The following is a 23123-nucleotide window of genomic DNA, read 5'->3' as shown; positions in this document are numbered from 1 at the left end:
GGATTTTCTCTCACTTTCCTTCACGAAATCGTGATAAAAGTTCAAATATTGCAGCAGCAGTTTCTTCAATAGAGCGCCTCGTGACATCAATAATAGGCCAACCAAAACGTTCGCAAATGCGTTTTGCATGGATTAATTCTTCAGCTATGCTGATACGATTAGTATAATTATCAAGAGCAAAACCTTCTCCTAAATCTCTATTTTGACGAATATGTGAGATTCTTTCAGCTGAAGCAATTAAACCAATAATTAAAGAATTTTTTACCTCTAAAAGAGATTCTGGCAAATCAATTCCTGGAATAAGAGGAACATTAGCCGTTTTGATTCCACGATTTGCTAAATAGATGCTTGTTGGCGTTTTAGAGGTTCTTGAAATTCCTACAAGAATTACATCCGCTTCAGATAAGCTACTGGAAGACTGTCCATCATCATGCTCTATTGTAAAATCCAGTGCCTCAATACGACGAAAATAATCTGCATTAAGATCATGTTGTGCACTAACACGTAAATGAGTTGGCATTCCAAGGTAAGACTGAAAAACATTTAGAACAGGATACAATATATCAATACAGGGAACTTCTATTTTTTTGCATTTTTTTTGAAGGAGTAGTTTAAGTTCTTCATCAATCATTGTGTAAAGAACAATACCTGGCTCTTGTTGTATTTCATCAAGAACTTTTTGTAACTGTATTTTATTACGAATCATAGGATAGATATGCTCTGTTGCCTGACACATTGCATATTGGGATGCTACAGCTCTTCCAACAGAAATTAATGTCTCCCCCGTTGCATCAGAAAGCATGTGTAAATGAAAGAATTTTTTTTCTTTTGTCACAAAAATTTTAACTCCTTGTTAAGACATGTGTATATATCCTCACCGCTTTTTATAAAACTAAAATTTAGAAAAAATTATCCATTATTATGCACAAATCAAACGCTTGTGATAACCAAACACCTATTATAAAAAAAAGAGGGGATAATACCTTTAAGATAGTGTTATTTATATTCTTTTTTTTTTTTATTATGTGGATAAAATTGAGGATAAATACAGTATAAATAATAATTCACATTAAACACAGCTTTTAATAATAAGAATCCTCTTTTAAATATAAATTTATTAATAAAAAATTCTGTAAAAAATACTTTTGAATAACATTTCATTAGTGATATAGATTTTATTCATATTTTTTTTACAAAATAATTAAATACTGTTCGGATTTTATGTTTTTTTAAATTTTTATACAATTACTTGATATTACACAAATAAATTTCCTATAAATGGTACTTGCAGATTTAAAAAATTGAGTGTAAAATAATTTTTTCTTAAAGAATATTTCATTCATAAAATCTCCATAAATTATTCAGGGTAATCCTCTTCCTAATTAAAAGAGCATATTTCATGCAAAAAATGAAACTACAAGAACTTAAAAGCAAAAAACCAGTCGAACTTGTTTCTTTTGCTGAAACTTTAGAAGTTGAAAATGCTTCTCTTATGCGTAAACAAGAATTAATGTTTGCAATCTTGAAAAAACTAGCCCTACAAGATGTAGAAATTATAGGAGAAGGTGTTGTCGAAGTTTTACAAGATGGATTTGGATTCTTGCGCTCTGCTGATGCTAATTATCTTCCTGGACCTGATGATATCTATCTTTCACCTGCACAAATACAGTCGTTTTCTTTAAAAACAGGCGATACAATTGAAGGCCCCATACGTAGTCCAAAAGAGGGAGAACGTTATTTTGCTCTCCTTAAAATTAATACAATTAATTTTGAAAAACCTGAAAAAATCCGTTATAAAATTCACTTTGATAATCTTACTCCCCTCTATTCAAATGAACGTTTTCAAATGGAAATACAAGATCCTACAGAGAAAGATATGTCATCACGTGTGATTGATTTGATATCTCCATTGGGAAAAGGACAGAGGGGACTAATTGTCGCACCACCACGGACGGGAAAAACAGTTTTACTTCAAAATATTGCTCATTCTATTACCACTAATCATCCTGAATGTTATCTCATTGTTCTTTTAATTGATGAACGACCAGAAGAGGTTACTGATATGCAGCGTTCAGTAAAAGGAGAAGTGGTTTCTTCTACTTTTGATGAACCTGCAATACGTCACGTACAAGTGGCAGAAATGGTCATTGAAAAAGCCAAACGTCTCGTTGAATATGGCCGTGATGTTGTTATTCTCCTCGATTCTATTACACGTCTTGGGCGTGCATATAATACAGTTGTTCCTTCTTCGGGTAAAGTTTTAACAGGGGGTGTGGATGCAAATGCCCTACAGCGTCCAAAACGTTTTTTTGGTGCAGCACGTAATATTGAAGAAGGCGGATCTTTGACCATTATTGCAACGGCTTTGATTGATACAGGAAGTCGTATGGATGAGGTTATTTTTGAAGAATTCAAAGGAACAGGTAATTCGGAAATTGTTCTTGATCGTAAAGTTGCTGATAAACGTATTTTCCCTGCTATGGATATTTTAAAGTCAGGAACGCGTAAGGAAGAACTTCTGGTAGAACGACAAGATTTACACAAAATTTTTGTTCTTCGTCGTATTTTAGCATCTATGAATGTAACTGATGCAATTGAATTTTTGATTGATAAATTAAAGCAAACAAAAAATAATAGTGAATTTTTTGATTCAATGAATACGTAGAGTCATTAAAGTTTTTATTAGGATAAAACCTGTGGATACAATCTTTGCTGTTTCGAGTGGATTGTTACCTTCAGGGGTTGCAGTCATTCGGCTTTCTGGTCCTCATGTTGTGGATATAGTTAAAACGCTTTGTGGTCGTTTACCTAAAGCACGTTTTATGCATTATGGAAATCTTACTGCTCGTGATGGTAGTTTTTTAGATTCTGGTTTAACTGTTTTTTTTCCTGCTCCTCATAGTTTTACGGGGGAGGATTGTGCAGAATTCCATTTACATGGAGGAAAAGCAGTCGTTAATCGTTTTCTCGATGAATTGTCAACATTTTCTGGATGCCGTATTGCAGAGGCAGGTGAATTTTCACGTCGCGCTTTTATGGAAGGAAAATTAGATCTTGTTCAAGCAGAAGGTCTTGCTGATTTAATAGAAGCAGAAACGGAAAGCCAACGGCGTTTAGCTGTTATGGGTACAAGTGGACATTTAACGACGCTTTATCGTGATTGGCGTCATAAGCTTATGAAGGCGCGTGCTTTTATTGAGGCAGAACTTGATTTTGTTGATGAAGCAGATATTCCCAACGCAATATCTGATAAAGTTTGGAAAGATGTTGAGGATCTTTGTACTTCTATTAGGGAATATATTACTGAAGGAGAACGTGCGAGTATTTTACGTGATGGATTAAAAATTGTTATTGCTGGTGCTCCAAATTCTGGAAAATCAAGCATTATGAATCGTCTTTCAGGAAGATCTGTTGCTATTGTAACGGAAGAAGCAGGAACAACCCGTGATGCTTTAGAAATGAGAATTATTCTTGGTGGTTTACCTGTTTTTTTAACCGATACTGCTGGTTTTAGAAAAACAGAAAATAAAATAGAACAGATGGGAATAGAAGTTGCTAAACAGCATGTTAGAGAAGCTGATTTGGTTATTTTGGTTTATGATATAGGAAATCCTAAGCAAGTTGATTTACCAGAAACATCGGCTGAAATATGGTGTATTGGTAATAAGCTTGATCTTTATGAAAAAAATGATCAGCGTTGGTCTATACAATTTTCCGCATTAACTGGTTTAAATTTTGATTCTTTTATCAAAGAACTTGAATTATTTTGTCATCATCGTGCTTCTGAAATTGGAAATATTGTTCCAGCACGTAAAAGGCAACTTCAATTATTAAAAGAAGCTGTTAAAGAGATTGAGTTTGCTCTCAATTATCATTTTTTTGATCTTAGTTTACGTGCAGAACATCTCCGTCGTGCAAGTGATTTTCTTGGAAAAATTACGGGAGATATTGATGTTGAAGATTTGCTTGATATCATTTTTTCAGAGTTTTGTGTTGGTAAATAATGATTCACGTGAAACATTGATTATTTCATAGACAGATTATAAAGATTATGTAATTTATATCCTGTTTCACGTGAAACCTTAGAAATTTTCTACGGAATGAATTAAATGCGATCATATGATGTTATTATTGTTGGTGGTGGTCATGCTGGCTGTGAAGCGGCTTCAGCTTCAGCACGTGTAGGAGCCAAAACAGCGCTTGTTACACATAAAATATCAGCACTGGGAACAATGTCGTGTAATCCTGCTATTGGTGGTCTTGGAAAAGGGCATCTGGTTCGTGAAATAGATGCGTTAGATGGTCTCATGGGAAGAGCAGCAGATGCTGCTGGAATTCAGTTTAGACTTCTTAATAGACGTAAAGGACCGGCAGTAAGAGGACCACGGACACAAGCAGATCGACAACTTTATAGAGAAGCAATTCAAAAATTATTAAAAGAACAAGAAAATCTTATTCTTATTGAGGATGAAGTACTTGATTTGGTTGTTAAAGATAATTGTGTATCAGGTGTAATTTTAAAAAAACAAGGAGCATTTTTTTCTGGCGCTGTTGTTTTAACAACAGGTACATTTTTAAATGGCTTTATTCATATTGGTAATAAAACATGGGCTGCTGGCCGTATGGGAGATCAGTCAAGTGTGAAACTTGCTGAACATTTGAAAAAATATCATATAAAACTTGGACGATTAAAAACAGGAACCCCTGCTCGTCTGAGTAAAAAAACAATTGCTTGGGAAACTCTCCAAAAACAACAAGCAGATGAAAATCCCGTTCCCTTTTCTCTTTTAACAGAGAAAATTGAACAGCCACAAATTGAATGTGCAATAACGCGTACAAATGCACAAACACATAAAATTATTCGCGAAAATATCTATAGTTCTGCTTTATATTCTGGAAATATTGAAGGATTAGGACCACGTTATTGTCCTTCAATTGAAGATAAAATCGTTAAATTTGGAGAACGTGATGGACATCAGATTTTTCTAGAGCCAGAAGGATTAAATGATGATACTGTTTATCCAAATGGTCTTTCTACGTCTCTTCCTGAAGATGTACAAATTTCTTTATTGAAAACCATTGAAGGATTGGAAAATGCTACAGTTTTGCAACCTGGCTATGCTATTGAATATGATTTTGTTAATCCTCAACAATTAACGAAAAGTTTGGAAGTACGCTCTTTACCAGGTTTGTTTTTAGCGGGCCAAATTAATGGCACAACAGGATACGAGGAAGCGGCAGCACAAGGTCTTTTAGCTGGATTAAATGCTGCATGCAAGGTAGGTAAATTAGATGAAATACTTATAAGTCGTTCTACTGCTTATATTGGTGTTATGGTTGATGATTTGGTTTCACGTGGTGTTTGTGAACCTTATAGAATGTTTACATCACGTGCTGAATTTCGTTTATCTTTAAGATCTGATAATGCTGATACGCGTTTAACACCTTTGGCAAAAGAATGGGGTATTGTGAGTAAAGTACGTTGGGATTATTATCAGAAAAAGCAACAACGGCTTGATCAAGCACGATCGATATGTCAAAATCTCTTTTTAACACCTAATGAAGCTTCTGCTCATGGATTACACGTTAACCATGATGGGATTCGGCGTTCGGCTTATGATTTTCTTGCATATCCTCATATGACTGTAGAGCGTCTTTCACATTTATGGCCACAATTACAAGAAATTGATTCTAAAACAGTTGAAGCTTTAGAAATTGAAGCACAATATGCGGTTTATTTAGATAAACAAGCACAAGATATTGCCTCTCTTCAAAGAGATGAACGTTTAGAAATTCCTTCTTCTCTTAATATTGAGGCAATTTCGGGTCTTTCAAATGAACTTAAATCAAAAATTCAAGAAGTATCGCCTCGTTCAATTGCTGATGCACAAAAAATTGATGGCATGACTCCTGCCGCATTATCACTTATTATTACATATATTCAACGTCAACGGCGTGAAAAGGCTAAAACAGCTTAATGGATTTTTCTACAGAAAAAAAATATCAACAATTATTAAATATTGTTCCTTCTGTTTCACGTGAAACGATGAAAAATTTAATTCAGTTTGAGTCTTTAATACTTCAGTGGAATGCACATATTAATTTGATATCTGCTACAACTATACCAGATCTATGGACACGACATATTTTAGATTCAGCACAAATTTTTCCTTTGTATGCTCATTCTTTACATTGGTGTGATTTAGGATCAGGAGGAGGTTTTCCTGCAATTGTGATTGCTATCTTTTTGAAAGAAAAAAAAGCAGGACATATTAATCTTGTTGAAAGTAATGGGAAAAAAGTTGCTTTTTTGCGAACAGTTATTGCTCAACTTAATCTTCCAGCAACGGTTTATCACGCTAGAATTGAAGATATATATCAAAAAATTCCCATATCTGATATTATAACGGCACGAGGATTAGCGCCGCTTGATACTCTTTTACAACTCATTTTTCCTTTATTAACAGAAAAAACAATAGCTCTTTTGCAAAAAGGTCGGGATTACGCTACAGAAATAAAAAATGCCTCTGCCAATTGGCACTTTGATCTGTTAAAACATAAAAGTAAAGTTGATGAAAATTCTGTTATTTTGGAAATTTCTCATATTCGATCATATAGAGGGTAGAGCAAAATGAGCGAAACACGAATTATCGCTATTGCAAACCAAAAGGGTGGAGTCGGAAAAACAACCACAGCAATTAATCTTGCTACAGCTTTAGCGGCTATTGGTGAAAATGTCCTTATTATGGATGTTGATCCACAAGGTAATGCTAGTACAGGTTTAGGGATTGATCGTAATAGCCGTCCTTTATCTTCTTATGATGTTTTGGTTTCGGGCGTTTCAATTACACAGGCGGCTTTAAAAACAGCCGTACCCAATCTTTATATAGTTCCCTCTACACTTGATCTCTTAGGAGTGGAAATGGAAATTTCTTCATCAAAAGATCGCATACAACGCTTACGTAAAGCTCTCTATGATGATCCGGAAATGGAAAAAAAATTCAATTATGTTTTAATTGATTGTCCTCCTTCCCTTAATCTTTTAACACTTAATGCTATGGGGGCTGCGGATTCTGTTTTAGTGCCTATGCAGTGTGAATTTTTAGCACTTGAAGGTTTAAGTCAATTACTTGAAACAGTAAAACAAGTGCGATCCGTACTTAATCCATCTTTAGAGATCCAAGGTATTGTTCTAACAATGTATGATGGACGTAATAATCTTTCAAATCAAGTTGTTGAAGATGTACGCTCTTTTATGGGAGATAAAGTTTATCGTACTGTTATTCCACGAAATGTAAGAGTATCAGAAGCGCCCTCTTTTGGTAAACCTGTATTGCTTTACGATCTCAAATGTGCTGGAAGTCAAGCTTATTTGCGTCTAGCATCAGAAGTGATTCAACGTGAAAAACAAGCACGCGCTGCTGCTTAGAAATATAAAAAAATAATCTAAAAATTCAAAGAGAAAAATTATGAATGATGATCTCTCAAAAAAAAGACTAGGACGTGGATTAGCGGCATTGATTGGAGATATCAATTTAAACAATAATATTGCACGTTCATCAAGCTTTGATAAATTAAATGAATCCGGTAGTCTTTCTGAGCAATTTATTCCAATTGAATCTATTTCATGTAATCCTCATAATCCTCGGCGTCATTTTACTGAAACAGAGCTTGATAATTTGACACAATCAATTCGTCAACACGGTGTGGTTCAACCGATTATTGTAAGGCCTTTAAGAGATCATCCTCATCGGTTTGAATTGATTGCTGGTGAACGGCGCTGGCGTGCAGCACAACGTGCAAATTTAAACCAATTGCCAGTTATTATTCGCGATGTAGATGATAAAACGGCTTTGGAATTGGCAATTATTGAAAATGTTCAACGTGCAGATCTTAATCCTATCGAAGAAGCAAAGGGATATGAGATGCTTCTAAATGAACATGATTATACGCAAGTAGATTTAGCGCAAGTTATAGGAAAAAGTCGTAGTCATGTTGCAAATACGCTTCGTTTGTTAAAACTTCCAGAAAAAGTACAACAATTCTTAACTGATGGACAACTTTCCGCAGGTCATGCACGTTGTCTTATAACCGTTGATAATCCACAATATTTAGCTGAGAAAATTATTCGTGAAGGGCTTTCTGTACGTCAAACAGAAATACTTGCATATGAGCAAGCTAATCCTAAAACTAAAAAACGTACCAATTCGGAGAAAGATGCTGAAACAAAATCTTTAGAAAAATTACTTGCAGATGTGATAGGAATGAAAGTTATTATTCAACATGGTAAAAAAGGTGGAGATTTAAAAATACATTACTCTTCATTAGAACAATTAGATGAAATTTGTCGGCGTTTACAAAGTTAATCAATTGTTCTAAAAATGTTTTTTAACAGTTATCTTTTAAAATTTTTATTATTCTATACATATGCTCTTTAGCAAATTCTATATTGCTTGAAGGTAAAAAGTTTTTTTCATAAGTAGAATTTTCTTCATTAGTAAGTACATACAATGTCGCTTGAAGTGCTAGGTGAGCAACAACAAAATCTTTCGGTGTTATATTATTTTCTTTTAAAATATTCACAAGTTTTGGATTATTAGAAATATAGGCAGCGTATTTTTCAATATTATCATTATAAGTATTTAAATCACTTTTTTTATTCGTTTGTTCTGGTTTTGAATATAAATTTTTACATTCTATTTTGATTTTTTCCAGCTTTAAAAGAAGATCTTCTGTTAAGGGATAATTTGCAATGAAAGGCGATATAAAAGAAAGCTCATCTATTTCTTGTTTTTTTTCTTGAGCGTATGATGCAAAAGGAAAAATGAAGAAAAAGCACAATAGAAGTTTAAACATGACTAAAATTATCCTTTCTTTTTTGAATTTCAATAAATATTTTTTCGTCTGTTATTCTTTATTTTTAGAAAAACATTTGTTAAATGTAATCGAAATAAACACAATTATTAGGAATGATAAAAACACGGTGATTTTTTAATGCACGGACTTTTTTATTAGATTAATGGGATGATATTTTTTAATGTCTCATAGCTGATTAGTTGCTCAAAATGAGTTTTTCACAGCTATCTAAAAGAATTGTCGCTTTAAAAAAATGTTTTTTAACAAATTCAAGATTGTTTAGAAATATAGTATTTTTCTCAGTAGAATATTCCTTTTCAGGTACAAATATGAGAAGCGTTGATATTTCTTTAAGAGCTAAGGTTCCTGAAGCAAAATCTTTCGGTGTTATATTATTTTCTTTTAAAATATTTACAAGTTTTGGTTTACTAGAAATATAGGTAGTGTAATTTTCAATACTAGAATGGATACTAGAATCATAACTTATAAGATTATTTTTTGTTTCTGGAAGTAAATTTTTACATTCTTTTTCAATTTTTTCCAGCTTTAAAAAAAATCTTCTGTTAAGGGATAATTTGCGATGAGAGATGATATAAGAGAAGAATTATCTGTTTCCTTTTCCTCTGCCCTTGTTAGTTGAATATGTATCACGAAAAGAAAAAGGAGGAACAAACGTAATACGAACTTAAGCATGATTAAAAATTATCCTTTCTTCTTCGAATTTCAGCAAAGACTTCTTCATCTGTTTCTTCTTCCATTACAAGGTTTCTTCGCAACACACTATCATCCCAGCGGAGAAAGGGATTTGTTGTTTTTTCTTGCCCTAAAGTGACAGGAAGAGTCATGGCATTTTTTGCGCGCAGTAAAAAAACATCTTCTACTCTTTGCTGGAGTTTTTTATTATGTGGGTCAATTGTTAGCGCGAAAAGAGCGTTATTTTTTGTGTACTCGTGTCCACAATAGAGGAGTGTTTCATCGGGAAGTTTACGAAGTTTTTTTAAAGAATTTAGCATTTGTGCAGCTGTTCCTTCAAAAAGACGTCCACAACCAAGTGAAAAAAGTGTGTCTCCAGCAAACAGTAATTTTTTTTCAGAAAAATAGTAAGATAGCGCTCCTAGCGTATGGCCAGGTGTTGATAGAGCTAAAAGTGTGTGAGAACCAAAAAAAAGTTTCTCATCATGGTGAAGTGTTTGATCAAGATGATGAATCTTTTCTTTTTCTGCTTCTGGTCCAATAATTATAGCATTGTAAACTTGTTTTAATTCTGCTAGGGCTTCTACATGGTCGTGATGATGGTGAGTCACAAAAATAGTGTTAAGTGTCCAATTACGGCGCTTTAAAGCGTTATGAATCGCTTTGCTTTCTGGAGCATCTATTGCGGCTGTCATACCACTTTTTTCATCATGAATGAGCACACCAAAATTATCTTCTCGACAGATAAACTGTTCAATCAACATGTTTTTTCTCCTGAACAGTGTTTCGCAATGAATCTATAAAATAATTTGTGATGGTAAGTTTTTTAAGAATCAGATTTGTCCTCTTCTGTAAAAAGTCCTTTTGAATGTTTTATAATGATAGGCATTTGGGTAAGCATGAAAAGGACTGTTATAGGCATGACGCCAAAAACTTTGAAATTCGTCCAAAAATTATCGCTAAAATTGCGCCAAATAATTTCATTCAAAAGAGCAAGAAAAATGAAAAAAAACGCCCAACGACAGGTCAATTTTTGCCAGCCTAAATCATCAAGTTTTAAGGTAGAATCAAGAGCATAACGCAAAAGCGGTTTTTTAAAAAACATTCCACCAAAAAGTATCAAAGCAAATAAGCTATTAATGATTGTTGGTTTCATTTTTATGAAAGTTTCATTATGAAGCCAGAGAGTTAAAAAACCAAAAACTAAAACAAATATTCCCGAAATAAGAGGCATAATAGGAATTTGTTTTGCAAGGATCCATGATAAGCTTAGAGAAATAATAATTGCTACCATAAAAATAGCTGTTGCAGGGAAAATAGGCTTGCTAAAATTTTGAAAAAATTCAATGTTTTTTATCAACCATTCTCCTTTATAATTGGCAAAAAAGAAGGCGACCAATGGTCCCATTTCTAAAAGAAACTTAAGTGTTGGTGAAAGGGGCGTTTTTTTATTGTTATTCACATTTTTTTCAGAATTATTATGTGAATTAGAGTTAGATAAAGGCTGTTTCATGCATGTTTTCCTGCGATAGTTTCGGCAAAGTCAGAAGCAGAAAAGGGTTGAAGGTCTTCAATATTCTCTCCTATACCGATAAAATAAACGGGTAATTTATATTTTGCTGCGATAGCGACAAGAATTCCTCCTCGTGCTGTTCCATCCAGCTTTGTCATGACCAAACCATTAACACCAGCAATATCACGGAAAATGTCCACTTGGTTGAGTGCATTTTGTCCGGTCGTTGCATCAAGTGTTTGAAGGATTGTATGGGGCGCTTGGGGGGTGTGTTTTCTTAAAACACGAATAATTTTTGCTAACTCATCCATCAATTCAGATTTATTTTGTAAACGTCCTGCTGTATCAATAATTAATACATCACTGTTTGCTTTTTTTGCTTTCTCAAAAGCATCAAAGGCTAAACTTGCAGCATCTGCACCTAATTTTGTAGAAATAACAGGAGAATCAGTACGTTCACCCCAAATATGCAGTTGCTCAATAGCTGCGGCTCGGAAAGTGTCACCGGCTGCAAGCATAACTTTTAATCCCCCTGCTGTTAATTTGGCTGCAAGTTTTCCAATAGTTGTCGTTTTTCCAGTGCCATTTACACCTACTAGCAAAATAACATGAGGCTTATGGCTGAGATCAAGTTCTAATGGTATTGCAACAGGTTCCAGAACTTTTTTGATCTCATCAGCTACAATAGTATGAATGTCATCTGGAGAGAGGTCTTTTCCATAACGACTGGAAGCTAAAGTATTCGTGATGCGCGTTGCCGTTTTTACACCGAGGTCAGCTTGAATCAGAATATCTTCGAGCTCTTGCAGTGTAGCTTCATCAAGTTTTCTTTTAACAAAGAGGTCACTAATTGATCCGCTTAGGCGTTGTGAAGAAAGCGATAGACCTTTTTTAAGGCGTCCAAACCACGCTGTCTTTTTTTGTTCAACAAAGGATTCAGACAAAATTTCTTCATCCTTTTTTTCACGGATGGTGTTTGTGACAATAATTTTTCCATAAGGGGGAATTTTAACAGAAAGGGAAGCTTTATCAGAATGAGATTCTAAAGGTGGAGATTTTTCATCACACTTTGTAGGTGTTGACTTTTTATTTTTTGTTCTTTCATTTTTGTCCTTCTTTTTTTCTATGATATCGCTTTTATCAGGAATAGAAATTTGTTCCATTTCCTGCTCTTTAAATTTGTTAAAAGAAAATATTTTTTTTATAAAAGATTTTGTCATAAGAAATTTCCTGTTCAAGCAGCGTTTAATTTTGGAAGGACAGCAATTAATTTATCGCCATCATGGTCAATGATAAGGGCTTGAACAATTGTTCCTGCTTTTACACCTTTAATTTGTACAAGAGTATAATCTTCCGTTCGTCCGATTTCATCTCTTTCAACGAGAATTGTTTGTTGACTGTTTTTTAAATGAGCAAGATGCTTTTGGTAAGCTTCCTCACCTGCTTTACGTAGTCTTTCAGCACGCATTTTCACTATTCTACGGTTGATTTGTGGCATACGTGCGGCAGGTGTTCCTTCTCTTGGACTAAAGGGAAAGACATGTAGGTGGGTTAAATTACACTCTTTAATCAAAGCAAGACTGTTTTGAAACATCTCTTCTGTTTCGGTAGGAAAACCAGCAATTAAGTCGGCACCATAAACCATTGTAGGACGTTTGGCATGCAATTCTTGGCAAAATTGAATGGCATGTTCACGCAAATGCCGTCGTTTCATCCGTTTTAAAATCATATTATCACCTGCTTGCAAAGATAAATGCAAATGGGGCATGATTCTTTTTTCATAGGCTAAAAGATTTATGAGTTCTTCATCTGCTTCAATAGAGTCAATAGATGAGATGCGTAATCGCGCTAAGTCAGGAATATGATGCAAAATAGCTGAAGTTAATTTTCCTAGAGTAGCTTTTCCAGGAAGATCGTGGCCATAACTTGTAAGGTCAACACCTGTAAGGACCACTTCTTGAATACCCACATCTGTCAGCTTTTTAATTTGTTCTATGACAGCACCCATGGGAACTGAACGAGATGGTCCACGTCCATAAGGAATAATGCAAAATGTACAGCGGTGATCGCATCCGTTTTGTACCTGTACAAAAGCGCGGGTACGTTCTTGCATTGCACTAACCATATGTGGAGCAATTTTTTTCACTTCCATGATATCATTGATACGCACCTTTTCGGTATGGTTAATACCAAAATCAGGAAGTTGACGATAAGAATGGGCGTGAAGTTTATCTTCGTTTCCTAAAACGAGATCCACTTCTGTCATTGAGGCAAAATTTTGTGCTTCTGTTTGGGCTGCACATCCTGTTACAATGATGCGCGCATGAGGATTTTCACGGCGCGCTTTGCGGATAGCTTGTTTTGCTTGTCGTACGGCTTCGGCAGTGACAGCGCAGGTATTAAAAATAATAGCACCATCTTTAAGCTGGTCTAGCCCTGAAGAAGTGCTTTCTTTGCGAATTATTTCCGATTCGTAGCTATTGAGTCGACAACCAAAAGTTACAATTTCTACTGCCATCAGGAGTGATCCTTTTTGTAGCACCCTGTTAAAGGGCTTAAAAAACCACTAAATTGATATTTTATTGGTCCTGTCATGATAATATGATCGTCTTCTCGGTAAAAAATATTAAGAGCTCCCTTTGGTAAATTCACATCAACATGGCGCTCTGTAAATCCACGACGATAAGCAGCTACTGCACTTGCACAAGCAGCACTCCCACATGCTTGTGTTAATCCTACCCCTCTCTCCCATGTGCGTAAATTTAGACTTTTCTTTGACGTTATGCAAGCAATGGAAATATTACACCGTTCTGGAAACAGGGGGTCATGTTCAAGTTTTGGTCCATATTTTTCTAAAGGAAAATGTTGAATATCATTTTCAATAAAAAAGATAGCATGGAGATTGCCAATGGATATGAGACAAGCGTCTTTTAGGGGACCAGCCATAATTTCTACGTGATTGGTATCAACTATTTCACGTGAAACAGGCATCTCTTTTGCATTGAAATTTGGGCATCCCATATCAACAGAAATGAGATTATCGGTTTGGTATTTTCCTTCAATAACTCCAGCGGGAGTTTCTAAACGAAAACTTTCACCAAAATTATGGTCTGTGAGCCATGCAATAACACAGCGGGTACCATTGCCACAAGCTTTAGCTTTTGAACCATCAGAATTCCATATTTCGATGCGGAAGTCGGCTTTTTTCTGGGTTGGTGTGTGGATAGCCATGATTTGATCAAAATGCATTTCGGGATCTACCGATAAAGCAAGGATTGCTTGTGGTGTAAAAGCATGTGCGCTTTCACGCATATCCGCAACAATAATTTGATTTCCAAGACCGTCCATTTTGCTAAATGGCGTTTTCATGAAACTTCTCTATTTCTAATGATTACTTATTAAGGGATATATGACTGAAAATATTATAAATTTCTAGTGTTTAATAAATATAAAATTGGGTACATAAATTATTTCTTTTAAAAATAAGTGATTTTAACCTGTTTTTTTTAATTTGTTAATTTATCTTTGTAATTATAACAAATATTCGCTTAATTTTTTTGTGAACTTATTTATTGTCGTGGGAGAGAGTACAGACATGGTGTTTTCAAAAGTTTCGTTTTTCGTTGCACTATCAACTGTAATGCTTTTAGAGGGATGTTCAACAGCGCGGTTTGGTAGTAATGACAATAGTAACGCATTAGAAGTTTTTTATCCATCTCAACAAACGACAATATTGGAAGCGTCTGATCTGTCGTCTGCTTCTTCGTCGATATCTGAAGATGCAAACACTCCGATGTATGAAAAAGGAGATTCTCAGAGTGATGGACGAATGGTTAGTCTCGAATTGCCAAGCAATGCCACTGATTTATTTCCTGCAAGTATTGCTGGGGTATGGAGTCTTTCTATGGGGGGTAAAGTTTGCCGAATTGCAACGCCACAAACAAAGTTTGGACAAGGGTACCGTGCTGGTCCTTTACACTGTCCAGGGATTGTTTCTCAAGTAAGATCGTGGGCGGTTAAAGGAAAGAAATTATATTTTTATAATAACTCTGGACGTGTTATCGTTGCTCTTTATTCTTCAAGTGTTGATCGTTTTGAGGGACGTACACTTGACGATCGTCATGTTGTTTTAAGCCGTTAGATCATTTTTGACCGTTTATGAAAAAGTAAGTTATAGAAACAGATTCGTGAAAAGAATTTGTATTTTTCATTGAGAACGGTTTGAAAAAGGTTGTTTGGATGATTCTCGTTTCAACACGCTATAAGGAGTTGGTCTCTGAAGGAGAAGTTTGTTTTGATCCAGCTCAATTAGTTGTAACAGAGCATTTTGATCATTTATTAAAAAAAATTGAGGAACAAAATGTTTCTCGTCCGTGGTTTTTGGTATTTTTGTCTTTTTTAAAAAGAATACTTAAAAGGAAAAAACAAAATATTGCTCGTGTTGCAAAACAAGGGGCTGAAAATGGATCTTTTCAGGGGCTGTATATTTATGGTGAAGTAGGGCGGGGCAAAACCATGCTGATGGATTTGTTCTTTTCTTGTTTGCCGAAAGGTCATAAAAAGCGCGCCCACTTTAATGACTTTATGGCTGATGTGCATGAGCGCATTAATTTGTATCGTCAAGCATCTGGGCGTACAAAATCTAAACAGGATAATCCTATTTTAGCTGTTGCTGAAGATCTTGCACGAGAAGCAAAGGTGCTTTGTTTTGATGAATTTAGTGTAACAGATATCGCTGATGCTATGGTGTTGGGGCGGCTTATTTCTGCTTTATTTGATAAAGGAATTTTCTTTATTGCAACTTCAAATGTGGCGCCCGATAACCTTTATTATAACGGTTTAAATCGCGAACTCTTTTTGCCTTTTATTCAAGTTTTGAAAGCATATGTTCGTGTTGTTAATCTTGATGCAAAAACAGATTATCGTCTTGAAAAATCAAATCTACAGCCCGTGTATGTAACACCTTTAGGGAAAAAAGCAGATGAATGCATGGATAAAGCATGGACACTTGTATTGCAAGGAAATAAGGAGATATCTGATGGGCTTTCTATAAAGGGGCGCCTTATTCCTATTCCGCGTTTTGGTGCAGGATGTGCGCGCTTTGATTATCGAGATTTGTGTGTACAGCCTTTGGCAGCAGCTGAGTATTTGATATTAGGCGAGCGTTACCATACGATTTTTATCGATAATGTACCGGTTATGGATGATACATGTCGCAATGAAACAAAACGGTTTATTTTGCTTATTGATATTCTTTATGAGCGCCACATACGGTTATTTATGTCTGCAGCAGCAGATGTGGAGCATTTGTATAAGGGGCATGCGCAGATCACGGAAACATTTGAGTTTCAAAGAACACAGTCACGTCTTTTTGAAATGCAAAGTCACGATTATTTGAAACTTTGGGAAGAACATTTTCTTTTGAAGAAGAAGCGTTGATTATACTATTACCTTTACGTAAACTGTAAAAATAATAACTCTTTGAAATTAAAGATATGCAATAATTCTGTTGTATTTTTTTAAAATTCACTTTATCGATACATCATGATAATTTTCTAATAGTTGTTTGTGCGGAGGGTTATTGTTTTTGTGAAGAGAGAAATTTGTAAATTTCATTGCTTTACTCCTTTTTATGATATTGTTTAAATATGGTTGAAGTCAAAAATATTCAGTATACGGACGCAAATGAGTGTGCGCTGAATTGTCTAAAAGTTAGGAAAAAATAAAATGGCACGAAAAAAAATAGCTCTCATTGGTTCAGGTATGATTGGTGGTACTTTGGCACATATTATTGGGCTTAAAGAGCTTGGTGATGTTATCTTATTTGATATTGCAGAAGGTGTACCACAGGGTAAAGCTCTTGATATTGCTGAGTCTTCACCTGTTGATGGTTTCGATGTTCATTTAAAAGGGGCAAATGCTTATGATGCAATTGAAGGGGTTGATGTTGTTATTGTAACAGCAGGGGTTGCGCGGAAACCTGGTATGAGCCGTGATGATCTTTTGGGTGTTAATCTAAAAGTTATGGAACAAGTTGGTGCTGGAATTAAAAAATATGCACCTTCAGCTTTTGTTATTTGTGTTACAAATCCCCTTGATGTAATGGTATGGGCATTGCAGAAATTTTCAGGTCTTCCGGTGCATAAAGTGGTTGGTATGGCTGGTATTCTGGATTCAGCGCGTTTTCGTTACTTTTTATCTGAAGAATTTAAAGTCTCTGTCAAAGATGTGACAGCTTTTGTTTTAGGTGGGCATGGTGATTCAATGGTGCCCTTGGTGCGTTATTCAACAGTTGGTGGTATTTCTTTGCCTGATCTTGTTAAAATGGGTTGGACAACACAGGAGAGAATTGATCAAATTATTCAACGTACCCGTGATGGTGGTGCAGAGGTTGTTAGTTTGTTAAAAACAGGTTCTGCTTATTATGCACCAGCAGCTTCTGCTGTTTGTATGGCTGAAGCCTATTTAAAGGATACTAAGCGTGTTGTGCCTGTTGCAGCCTATCTTTCAGGGGAATATGGGGTTAACGATACATACGTTGGTGTTCCTGTTGTACTTGGTGCGGGTGGTGTTGAACGGGTCATTGAAATTGATCTTGATAAAGAGGAAAGAAATGCTTTTGATTATTCAGTAAATGCGGTTAAAAAGCTTTGTGAAGCTTGTATTGCTCTTGTGCCTAGTCTCAAGTAAATTGAACAGGATTTTGTTCATTAAATTAAAGTATTTAGAATATTATAACTTTAGGATTAATAATAATCCATAAAAGAAAAGGACAAATGCATGAATATCCATGAGTATCAGGCCAAACGTCTGCTTCATGAATATGGAGCACCAATTGCAAATGGTGTTGCTATTTATTCTGTAGAGCAAGCTGAAAAATGGGCAAAAAAATTACCCGGACCTCTCTATGTGGTTAAAAGTCAGATACACGCTGGTGGTCGTGGTAAGGGTAAGTTTAAAGAACTTGGTTCTGATGCAAAGGGTGGTGTTCGGCTTGCACAATCTGTTGAAGAAGTTGTTGCAAATGTTCAAGAAATGCTTGGGAAAACGTTGGTAACCAAACAAACTGGTCCAGAGGGTAAGCAGGTCAATCGCCTTTATATTGAAGATGGTGCCGATATTGAACGGGAGCTTTATCTTTCACTTTTGGTTGATCGTAGCGTTGGTCGGATTGCTTTTGTTGTTTCAACAGAAGGTGGAATGGATATTGAAACAGTTGCTGAAGAGACACCAGAAAAAATATTCACGCTGCCTATTGATGCTGTAGAGGGTGTTACTTCTGATGATTGTGCAAGGCTTTGTGATGCATTGGAATTGCGCGATAGTGCACGGGAAGATGGTGAAAAGCTTTTTCCGATTCTCTATAAGGCATTTTGTGAAAAAGATATGAGCCTTTTAGAAATCAATCCGCTTATTGTGATGAAAGATGGTCGCTTGCGCGTTCTTGATGCGAAAGTTTCTTTTGATAATAATGCTCTGTTTCGTCATCCAGATATTTTAGAATTGCGCGATCTTTCAGAAGAAGATCCAAAAGAAATCGAAGCTTCAAAGCATGATCTTGCTTATGTTGCTCTTGAGGGCACAATTGGTTGTATGGTCAATGGCGCTGGTCTTGCTATGGCAACAATGGATATCATTAAGCTTTATGGAGCAGAGCCGGCGAATTTTTTGGATGTTGGTGGTGGAGCATCAAAAGAAAAAGTGACAGCTGCTTTTAAGATTATTACGGCCGATCCAAATGTTAAGGGCATTTTGGTTAACATTTTTGGTGGTATTATGCGTTGTGATGTCATTGCTGAAGGTGTGGTTGCTGCTGTTCGTGAGGTTGGTTTAAAGGTTCCCTTGGTTGTTCGTCTTGAAGGCACTAATGTTGAGCAGGGAAAAGCGATTATTAATGAGAGTGGTTTGAATGTTATTCCTGCTGATGATTTAGATGATGCTGCTCAAAAAATTGTTGCAGCCGTGAAGGGAGCGTAAGTTATGTCGATTCTGGTGGATAAAGAGACGAAAGTTCTCGTTCAAGGGCTTACAGGAAAAACAGGAACATTTCATACAGAACAGGCGCTTGCTTATCATGGCACGCAAATGGTTGGTGGCGTTAATCCTAAAAAGGGTGGAGAAACATGGGAAGGTTCAAAAGGCGAAACTCTTCCTATCTTTGCTAATGTTGCAGAAGCAAAAGAAAAAACAGGCGCGGATGCTTCCGTTATTTATGTTCCTCCTGCAGGGGCTGCGGCAGCTATTATAGAAGCTATTGAAGCTGAAGTTCGTTTAATTATCTGTATTACGGAAGGTATTCCTGTTATAGATATGGTGAAAGTAAAGGCGCGATTAGAAAACTCAAAATCTCGTCTTATTGGTCCTAATTGTCCTGGTATTCTCACGCCAAACGAATGTAAAATCGGTATTATGCCTGGTTCTATTTTTAGAAAAGGTTCTGTTGGGGTTGTCTCACGGTCGGGAACTTTGACTTATGAAGCCGTTTTTCAAACGAGTCAGGAAGGTCTCGGACAAACGACAGCTATAGGAATTGGTGGTGATCCTGTTAAGGGTACTGAATTTATTGATGTGTTGGAAATGTTTTTAGCGGATGATGAAACCCAGTCTATTGTTATGATTGGTGAAATTGGTGGTTCTGCTGAAGAAGAGGCCGCACAGTTTTTGCAAGATGAAGCAAGAAAAGGGCGTAAAAAGCCAGTTGTTGGCTTTATTGCTGGTCGTACGGCTCCTCCAGGACGTACAATGGGACATGCTGGCGCTGTTATTTCTGGTGGTAAAGGTGGAGCAGAAGATAAAATTGCGGCAATGGAATCCGCAGGGATTCGTGTTTCTCCTTCACCATCACAGATAGGTAAGACTTTGATGTCAGTTTTGAAAGGCTAAAAGAAAATTTCACCTGAATAAGAATATATTCTTAATTCAGGTGAAAAAACTTGAGTATAAAAAGGTAAAACTTTTTTGAATGTTCAAAGCGTCGCTTGCTTTGTGAGCATTGAAAAGTCGAAAAAAGATATAAGGAGACGGAATAAATGTTCCGGAGAGGTATATGGCAAGGCAGGATGAGATAAATAGTCTTTTTGCACAGACGTCATTTCTTTATGGTGGGAATGCGGATTATATAGATCAACTTTATGCTCAATATGAAAAAGATCACACCAGTGTTGATTCACAGTGGCGTGCTTTTTTTGAAGGCCTTCATGATAACAAAGAAGATGTTCTCAAAAATGCTGAAGGAGCGACATGGCAACGTGATCATTGGCCACTAAAGGCGAGTGGGGAGTTAGTTTCTGCTCTTGATGGTGATTGGTCTTCTCTTGAAAAATATCTTGGCGATAAATTAAAGGAAAGAGCAATAACAGGGGCTGCGCAAAAGGGAAAAACTTCCAGTGAACAAGATATTATTCGTGCAACGCGTGATTCTGTTCATGCAATTATGATGATTCGTGCGTTTCGAGCACGAGGGCATCTTCGTGCGCGGCTTGATCCTCTTCAATTGGCAGAAAAATTGGAAGATTATAAGGAACTTTCTCCAGAGGCTTATGGTTTTACTCCAGCTGATTACGAGCGTCCCATTTTTATTGATAATGTTTTAGGGTTGGAATATGCAACTATTCCGCAAATGCTTGAGATCCTCAATCGTACCTATTGTTCAACAATCGGTGTGGAATATATGCATGTTTCTGATCCGGTTCAGAAAGCATGGCTTCAAGAGCGCATTGAAGGGCGAGATAATAAAATTGCTTTCACACAACAAGACAAGAAGGCTATTCTGAATAAGCTTATTCAGGCAGAGGGATTCGAACAGTTTTTAGATACTAAATATAAAGGTACAAAGCGTTTTGGACTCGATGGTGGTGAGGCGCTGATTCCCGCTCTTGAACAGATTATCAAATGTGGTAGTGCTTTGGGGGTTAGGGAAGTTATTTTAGGAATGGCACATCGTGGTCGTTTAAATGTTCTTTCACAAGTTCTTGCCAAACCGCATAGGGCTATTTTTCATGAATTCAAAGGGGGATCTTATAAGCCTGATGATGTAGAAGGATCAGGTGATGTTAAATATCATTTAGGAACTACCGCTGATTTAGACTTTGATGGGAATAAAATTCATTTATCGCTTTTGCCTAACCCTTCTCATCTTGAAATTGTTGATCCGGTTGTTATGGGAAAAGCACGTGCTAAACAAGATCAACTTATGGGATCTACGCATACTGATTCGCTCCCATTAAGTGAGCGCTCAAAAGTGTTGCCATTGCTTATTCATGGTGATGCTGCTTTTGCAGGACAAGGCGTTATTCAAGAAACTTTTGGTCTTTCAGGTCTTAAAGGTTATCGTGTTGCAGGTTCCCTTCATGTTATTATCAATAATCAGATTGGTTTTACAACAGCTCCACGTTTTTCACGTTCTTCGCCTTATCCATCAGATGTCGCAAAAATGATTGATGCACCAATTTTCCATGTGAATGGCGATGATCCTGAGGCTGTTATTTTTGTTGCTAAAATAGCAACAGAATTTCGTCAAATTTTCCATAAACCAGTGGTCATTGATATGTTTTGTTATCGCCGTTATGGACATAATGAAGGAGATGAACCTTCCTTTACGCAGCCACTTATGTATAAGGCAATCCGTAATCATAAAACAACTCTTCAGCTCTATGGTGACCAATTGGTTGCAGAAGGAGTGGTTACTTCAGAAGAAATTGAGCGACAAAAAAAATTATGGCGCGATAAGCTTGAAGGTGAGTTTGAAGCAAGTGCTTCTTATAAGCCTAATAAGGCTGATTGGCTTGATGGAAGTTGGACGGGAATCAAAACTTTTAGTAATGCTGATGAGCAAAATTCTAAAACAACGGGTGTTGAATTAAAAACTTTAAAAGAAATTGGTCAGAAACTTGTCGAAATTCCAGCAAATTTTCATGTTCACAAAACCATTCAACGTTTTTTAAGCAACCGTGCTAAAATGTTTGAAACCGGTGAAGGAATTGACTGGGCAACCGCTGAGGCTTTAGCTTTTGGTTCACTTTGTTTGGAAGGAGCGCGGGTTCGTCTTTCTGGTGAGGATGTTGAACGTGGAACTTTTTCACAACGTCATTCAGTTCTTTATGACCAAGAGAATGAAGCGCGTTATATTCCTTTGAATCATTTGCAAAAGGGGCAAGCGCTTTATGAAGTTGTGAATTCTATGCTTTCTGAAGAAGCTGTTCTTGGTTTTGAATATGGATACTCTCTTGCTGAACCACGAGGATTAACACTTTGGGAAGCACAATTTGGTGATTTCTCTAATGGTGCACAGGTCATTTTTGACCAATTTATTTCATCCGCAGAGGGTAAGTGGCTTCGTATGTCTGGTCTTGTGTGCTTATTGCCTCATGGTTTTGAAGGGCAAGGACCGGAGCATTCTTCTGCACGTTTAGAACGGTTTCTTCAACTTTGTGCGGAAGATAATATGCAGGTTGCTAATTGTACAACTCCTGCAAATTATTTTCATATTTTGCGTCGACAAATTAAGCGTGATTTCCGTAAGCCTTTGATTTTAATGACACCAAAATCACTTTTACGTCATAAGCGGGCTATTTCTTTTCTCGATGAAATGGGATCAGAAACGAGTTTCCGTCGTGTGTTGCTTGATGATGCAGAATGTCTCAAAGATTCTGTCGTTAAATTGCAAAAGGATAATAAAATTCGTCGTATCGTTCTTTGTACGGGCAAGGTTTATTACGACCTTTATGAAGAACGTGAAAAAAAGGGTATCGATGATGTTTATCTCCTTCGTGTTGAACAACTTTATCCTTTTCCTGCAAAAGTTTTGGTGAATGTGTTATCGCGCTTTTTGCAGGCAGAAGTTTTTTGGTGCCAAGAGGAGCCAAAAAACATGGGGGCGTGGTCATTTATTGAGCCTTATTTGGAATGGGTTTTGACACATATTAATGCGCAATATTCACGTGCTCGTTATGCTGGACGTCCTGCGAGTGCATCACCGGCCTCTGGGTTGATGGTGAAACACCTTGAGCAACTGGCTGCGTTTCTTAAAGACGCGTTAGGTTCTTAACTTATTATTACTCTG

General features: G+C 36.4%; 19 protein-coding genes. 12 read left to right on the top strand and 7 right to left on the bottom strand.

Translation table 11 applies throughout. The features are described 5' to 3' along the window. Positions 1 to 10: 10 nt before the first annotated feature. Positions 11 to 835, bottom strand: coding sequence for a pyruvate, water dikinase regulatory protein (locus ACFIM1_RS00505; RefSeq protein ID WP_375608999.1), 825 nt, complete (start codon positions 833 to 835; stop codon positions 11 to 13). 564 nt (positions 836 to 1399) lie between these two features. Between ACFIM1_RS00505 and rho the strand changes: the two genes are divergently transcribed. From rho to ACFIM1_RS00475, 6 genes are all read left to right on the top strand, one after another. Beyond that, positions 1400 to 2665 (top strand): transcription termination factor Rho, encoded by a 1266-nt coding sequence (gene rho, locus ACFIM1_RS00500; protein ID WP_375607905.1) that lies wholly within the window; start codon positions 1400 to 1402, stop codon positions 2663 to 2665. A gap of 31 nt (positions 2666 to 2696) precedes the next feature. Continuing rightward, on the top strand, positions 2697 to 4004 hold the full coding sequence (gene mnmE, locus ACFIM1_RS00495; protein WP_375609000.1) for a tRNA uridine-5-carboxymethylaminomethyl(34) synthesis GTPase MnmE: 1308 nt from the start codon (positions 2697 to 2699) through the stop codon (positions 4002 to 4004). Between the two features lie 105 nt (positions 4005 to 4109). Beyond that, positions 4110 to 5978 (top strand): tRNA uridine-5-carboxymethylaminomethyl(34) synthesis enzyme MnmG, encoded by a 1869-nt coding sequence (gene mnmG, locus ACFIM1_RS00490; RefSeq protein WP_375609001.1) that lies wholly within the window; start codon positions 4110 to 4112, stop codon positions 5976 to 5978. Next, on the top strand, positions 5978 to 6625 hold the full coding sequence (gene rsmG / locus ACFIM1_RS00485; protein WP_375609002.1) for a 16S rRNA (guanine(527)-N(7))-methyltransferase RsmG: 648 nt from the start codon (positions 5978 to 5980) through the stop codon (positions 6623 to 6625). Before mnmG ends, rsmG begins: the two co-directional genes overlap by 1 nt. A 6-nt stretch (positions 6626 to 6631) precedes the next feature. After that, complete coding sequence (locus ACFIM1_RS00480; protein WP_375606091.1) at positions 6632 to 7429, top strand: ParA family protein; 798 nt, start codon at positions 6632 to 6634, stop codon at positions 7427 to 7429. A 40-nt stretch (positions 7430 to 7469) separates the two neighbouring features. After that, positions 7470 to 8366 carry a ParB/RepB/Spo0J family partition protein gene (locus ACFIM1_RS00475; RefSeq protein WP_375607901.1) on the top strand — a complete coding sequence of 299 codons (897 nt, stop codon included), beginning with the start codon at positions 7470 to 7472 and terminating at the stop codon, positions 8364 to 8366. Positions 8367 to 8388: 22 nt separating this feature from the next. Here the strand turns inward: ACFIM1_RS00475 and ACFIM1_RS00470 are convergent, their stop codons facing one another. From ACFIM1_RS00470 to dapF, 6 genes are all read right to left on the bottom strand, one after another. After that, entirely contained in the window at positions 8389 to 8856 is a 468-nt protein-coding gene (locus ACFIM1_RS00470) for a hypothetical protein (protein WP_375606089.1), read from the bottom strand. A 695-nt stretch (positions 8857 to 9551) separates the two neighbouring features. Then, the gene (gene gloB / locus ACFIM1_RS00465; RefSeq protein WP_375606087.1) at positions 9552 to 10313 is read right to left on the bottom strand and encodes a hydroxyacylglutathione hydrolase; all 762 of its coding nucleotides are present in this window, start codon (positions 10311 to 10313) and stop codon (positions 9552 to 9554) included. A 62-nt stretch (positions 10314 to 10375) separates the two neighbouring features. Then, positions 10376 to 11062, bottom strand: coding sequence for a septation protein A (locus ACFIM1_RS00460; RefSeq protein ID WP_375609003.1), 687 nt, complete (start codon positions 11060 to 11062; stop codon positions 10376 to 10378). Next, positions 11059 to 12282: a signal recognition particle-docking protein FtsY gene (gene ftsY, locus ACFIM1_RS00455; protein ID WP_375609004.1), complete on the bottom strand. Its 1224-nt coding sequence runs from the start codon at positions 12280 to 12282 to the stop codon at positions 11059 to 11061. The genes ACFIM1_RS00460 and ftsY overlap by 4 nt, the downstream gene beginning before the upstream one ends. A gap of 14 nt (positions 12283 to 12296) precedes the next feature. Beyond that, a complete protein-coding gene (gene mtaB / locus ACFIM1_RS00450) occupies positions 12297 to 13580 on the bottom strand; it encodes a tRNA (N(6)-L-threonylcarbamoyladenosine(37)-C(2))-methylthiotransferase MtaB (protein WP_375609005.1) in 1284 nt (427 codons plus the stop codon). After that, positions 13580 to 14431, bottom strand: coding sequence for a diaminopimelate epimerase (dapF, locus tag ACFIM1_RS00445; protein WP_375607899.1), 852 nt, complete (start codon positions 14429 to 14431; stop codon positions 13580 to 13582). The genes mtaB and dapF overlap by 1 nt, the downstream gene beginning before the upstream one ends. A gap of 226 nt (positions 14432 to 14657) precedes the next feature. Here dapF and ACFIM1_RS00440 point away from each other — a divergent pair, with 226 nt between their 5' ends. From ACFIM1_RS00440 to ACFIM1_RS00415, 6 genes are all read left to right on the top strand, one after another. Then, positions 14658 to 15203 (top strand): AprI/Inh family metalloprotease inhibitor, encoded by a 546-nt coding sequence (locus tag ACFIM1_RS00440; RefSeq protein ID WP_375607898.1) that lies wholly within the window; start codon positions 14658 to 14660, stop codon positions 15201 to 15203. Positions 15204 to 15301: 98 nt separating this feature from the next. Further along, positions 15302 to 16501, top strand: coding sequence for a cell division protein ZapE (gene zapE, locus ACFIM1_RS00435; protein ID WP_375609055.1), 1200 nt, complete (start codon positions 15302 to 15304; stop codon positions 16499 to 16501). A 288-nt stretch (positions 16502 to 16789) separates the two neighbouring features. After that, positions 16790 to 17752 carry a malate dehydrogenase gene (gene mdh / locus ACFIM1_RS00430; protein WP_375609006.1) on the top strand — a complete coding sequence of 321 codons (963 nt, stop codon included), beginning with the start codon at positions 16790 to 16792 and terminating at the stop codon, positions 17750 to 17752. 90 nt (positions 17753 to 17842) lie between these two features. After that, the gene (gene sucC, locus ACFIM1_RS00425) at positions 17843 to 19039 is read left to right on the top strand and encodes an ADP-forming succinate--CoA ligase subunit beta (RefSeq protein ID WP_375609007.1); all 1197 of its coding nucleotides are present in this window, start codon (positions 17843 to 17845) and stop codon (positions 19037 to 19039) included. A gap of 3 nt (positions 19040 to 19042) precedes the next feature. Beyond that, positions 19043 to 19945: a succinate--CoA ligase subunit alpha gene (gene sucD, locus ACFIM1_RS00420; RefSeq protein ID WP_375607894.1), complete on the top strand. Its 903-nt coding sequence runs from the start codon at positions 19043 to 19045 to the stop codon at positions 19943 to 19945. Between the two features lie 163 nt (positions 19946 to 20108). Continuing rightward, positions 20109 to 23108 carry a 2-oxoglutarate dehydrogenase E1 component gene (locus ACFIM1_RS00415; protein ID WP_375609008.1) on the top strand — a complete coding sequence of 1000 codons (3000 nt, stop codon included), beginning with the start codon at positions 20109 to 20111 and terminating at the stop codon, positions 23106 to 23108. Positions 23109 to 23123 lie beyond the last annotated feature (15 nt).

It is taken from the genome of Bartonella sp. AC158YNML (assembly GCF_042196725.1).
GTDB lineage: Bacteria > Pseudomonadota > Alphaproteobacteria > Rhizobiales > Rhizobiaceae > Bartonella.
This window is presented reverse-complemented; position numbering and strand designations above follow the sequence as displayed.

Bases quoted from the DNA above. Each gene is read 5' to 3' on its own strand.
- rho (WP_375607905.1), top strand. From the start codon at position 1,400: ATGCAAAAAATGAAACTACAAGAACTTAAAAGCAAAAAACCAGTCGAA.
- mnmG (WP_375609001.1), top strand. From the start codon at position 4,110: ATGCGATCATATGATGTTATTATTGTTGGTGGTGGTCATGCTGGCTGT.
- rsmG (WP_375609002.1), top strand. From the start codon at position 5,978: ATGGATTTTTCTACAGAAAAAAAATATCAACAATTATTAAATATTGTT.
- ACFIM1_RS00480 (WP_375606091.1), top strand. From the start codon at position 6,632: ATGAGCGAAACACGAATTATCGCTATTGCAAACCAAAAGGGTGGAGTC.
- ACFIM1_RS00475 (WP_375607901.1), top strand. From the start codon at position 7,470: ATGAATGATGATCTCTCAAAAAAAAGACTAGGACGTGGATTAGCGGCA.
- ACFIM1_RS00470 (WP_375606089.1), bottom strand. From the start codon at position 8,856: ATGTTTAAACTTCTATTGTGCTTTTTCTTCATTTTTCCTTTTGCATCA.
- gloB (WP_375606087.1), bottom strand. From the start codon at position 10,313: ATGTTGATTGAACAGTTTATCTGTCGAGAAGATAATTTTGGTGTGCTC.
- ACFIM1_RS00460 (WP_375609003.1), bottom strand. From the start codon at position 11,062: ATGAAACAGCCTTTATCTAACTCTAATTCACATAATAATTCTGAAAAA.
- ftsY (WP_375609004.1), bottom strand. From the start codon at position 12,282: ATGACAAAATCTTTTATAAAAAAAATATTTTCTTTTAACAAATTTAAA.
- mtaB (WP_375609005.1), bottom strand. From the start codon at position 13,580: ATGGCAGTAGAAATTGTAACTTTTGGTTGTCGACTCAATAGCTACGAA.
- dapF (WP_375607899.1), bottom strand. From the start codon at position 14,431: ATGAAAACGCCATTTAGCAAAATGGACGGTCTTGGAAATCAAATTATT.
- ACFIM1_RS00440 (WP_375607898.1), top strand. From the start codon at position 14,658: ATGGTGTTTTCAAAAGTTTCGTTTTTCGTTGCACTATCAACTGTAATG.
- zapE (WP_375609055.1), top strand. From the start codon at position 15,302: ATGATTCTCGTTTCAACACGCTATAAGGAGTTGGTCTCTGAAGGAGAA.
- mdh (WP_375609006.1), top strand. From the start codon at position 16,790: ATGGCACGAAAAAAAATAGCTCTCATTGGTTCAGGTATGATTGGTGGT.
- sucC (WP_375609007.1), top strand. From the start codon at position 17,843: ATGAATATCCATGAGTATCAGGCCAAACGTCTGCTTCATGAATATGGA.
- sucD (WP_375607894.1), top strand. From the start codon at position 19,043: ATGTCGATTCTGGTGGATAAAGAGACGAAAGTTCTCGTTCAAGGGCTT.
- ACFIM1_RS00415 (WP_375609008.1), top strand. From the start codon at position 20,109: ATGGCAAGGCAGGATGAGATAAATAGTCTTTTTGCACAGACGTCATTT.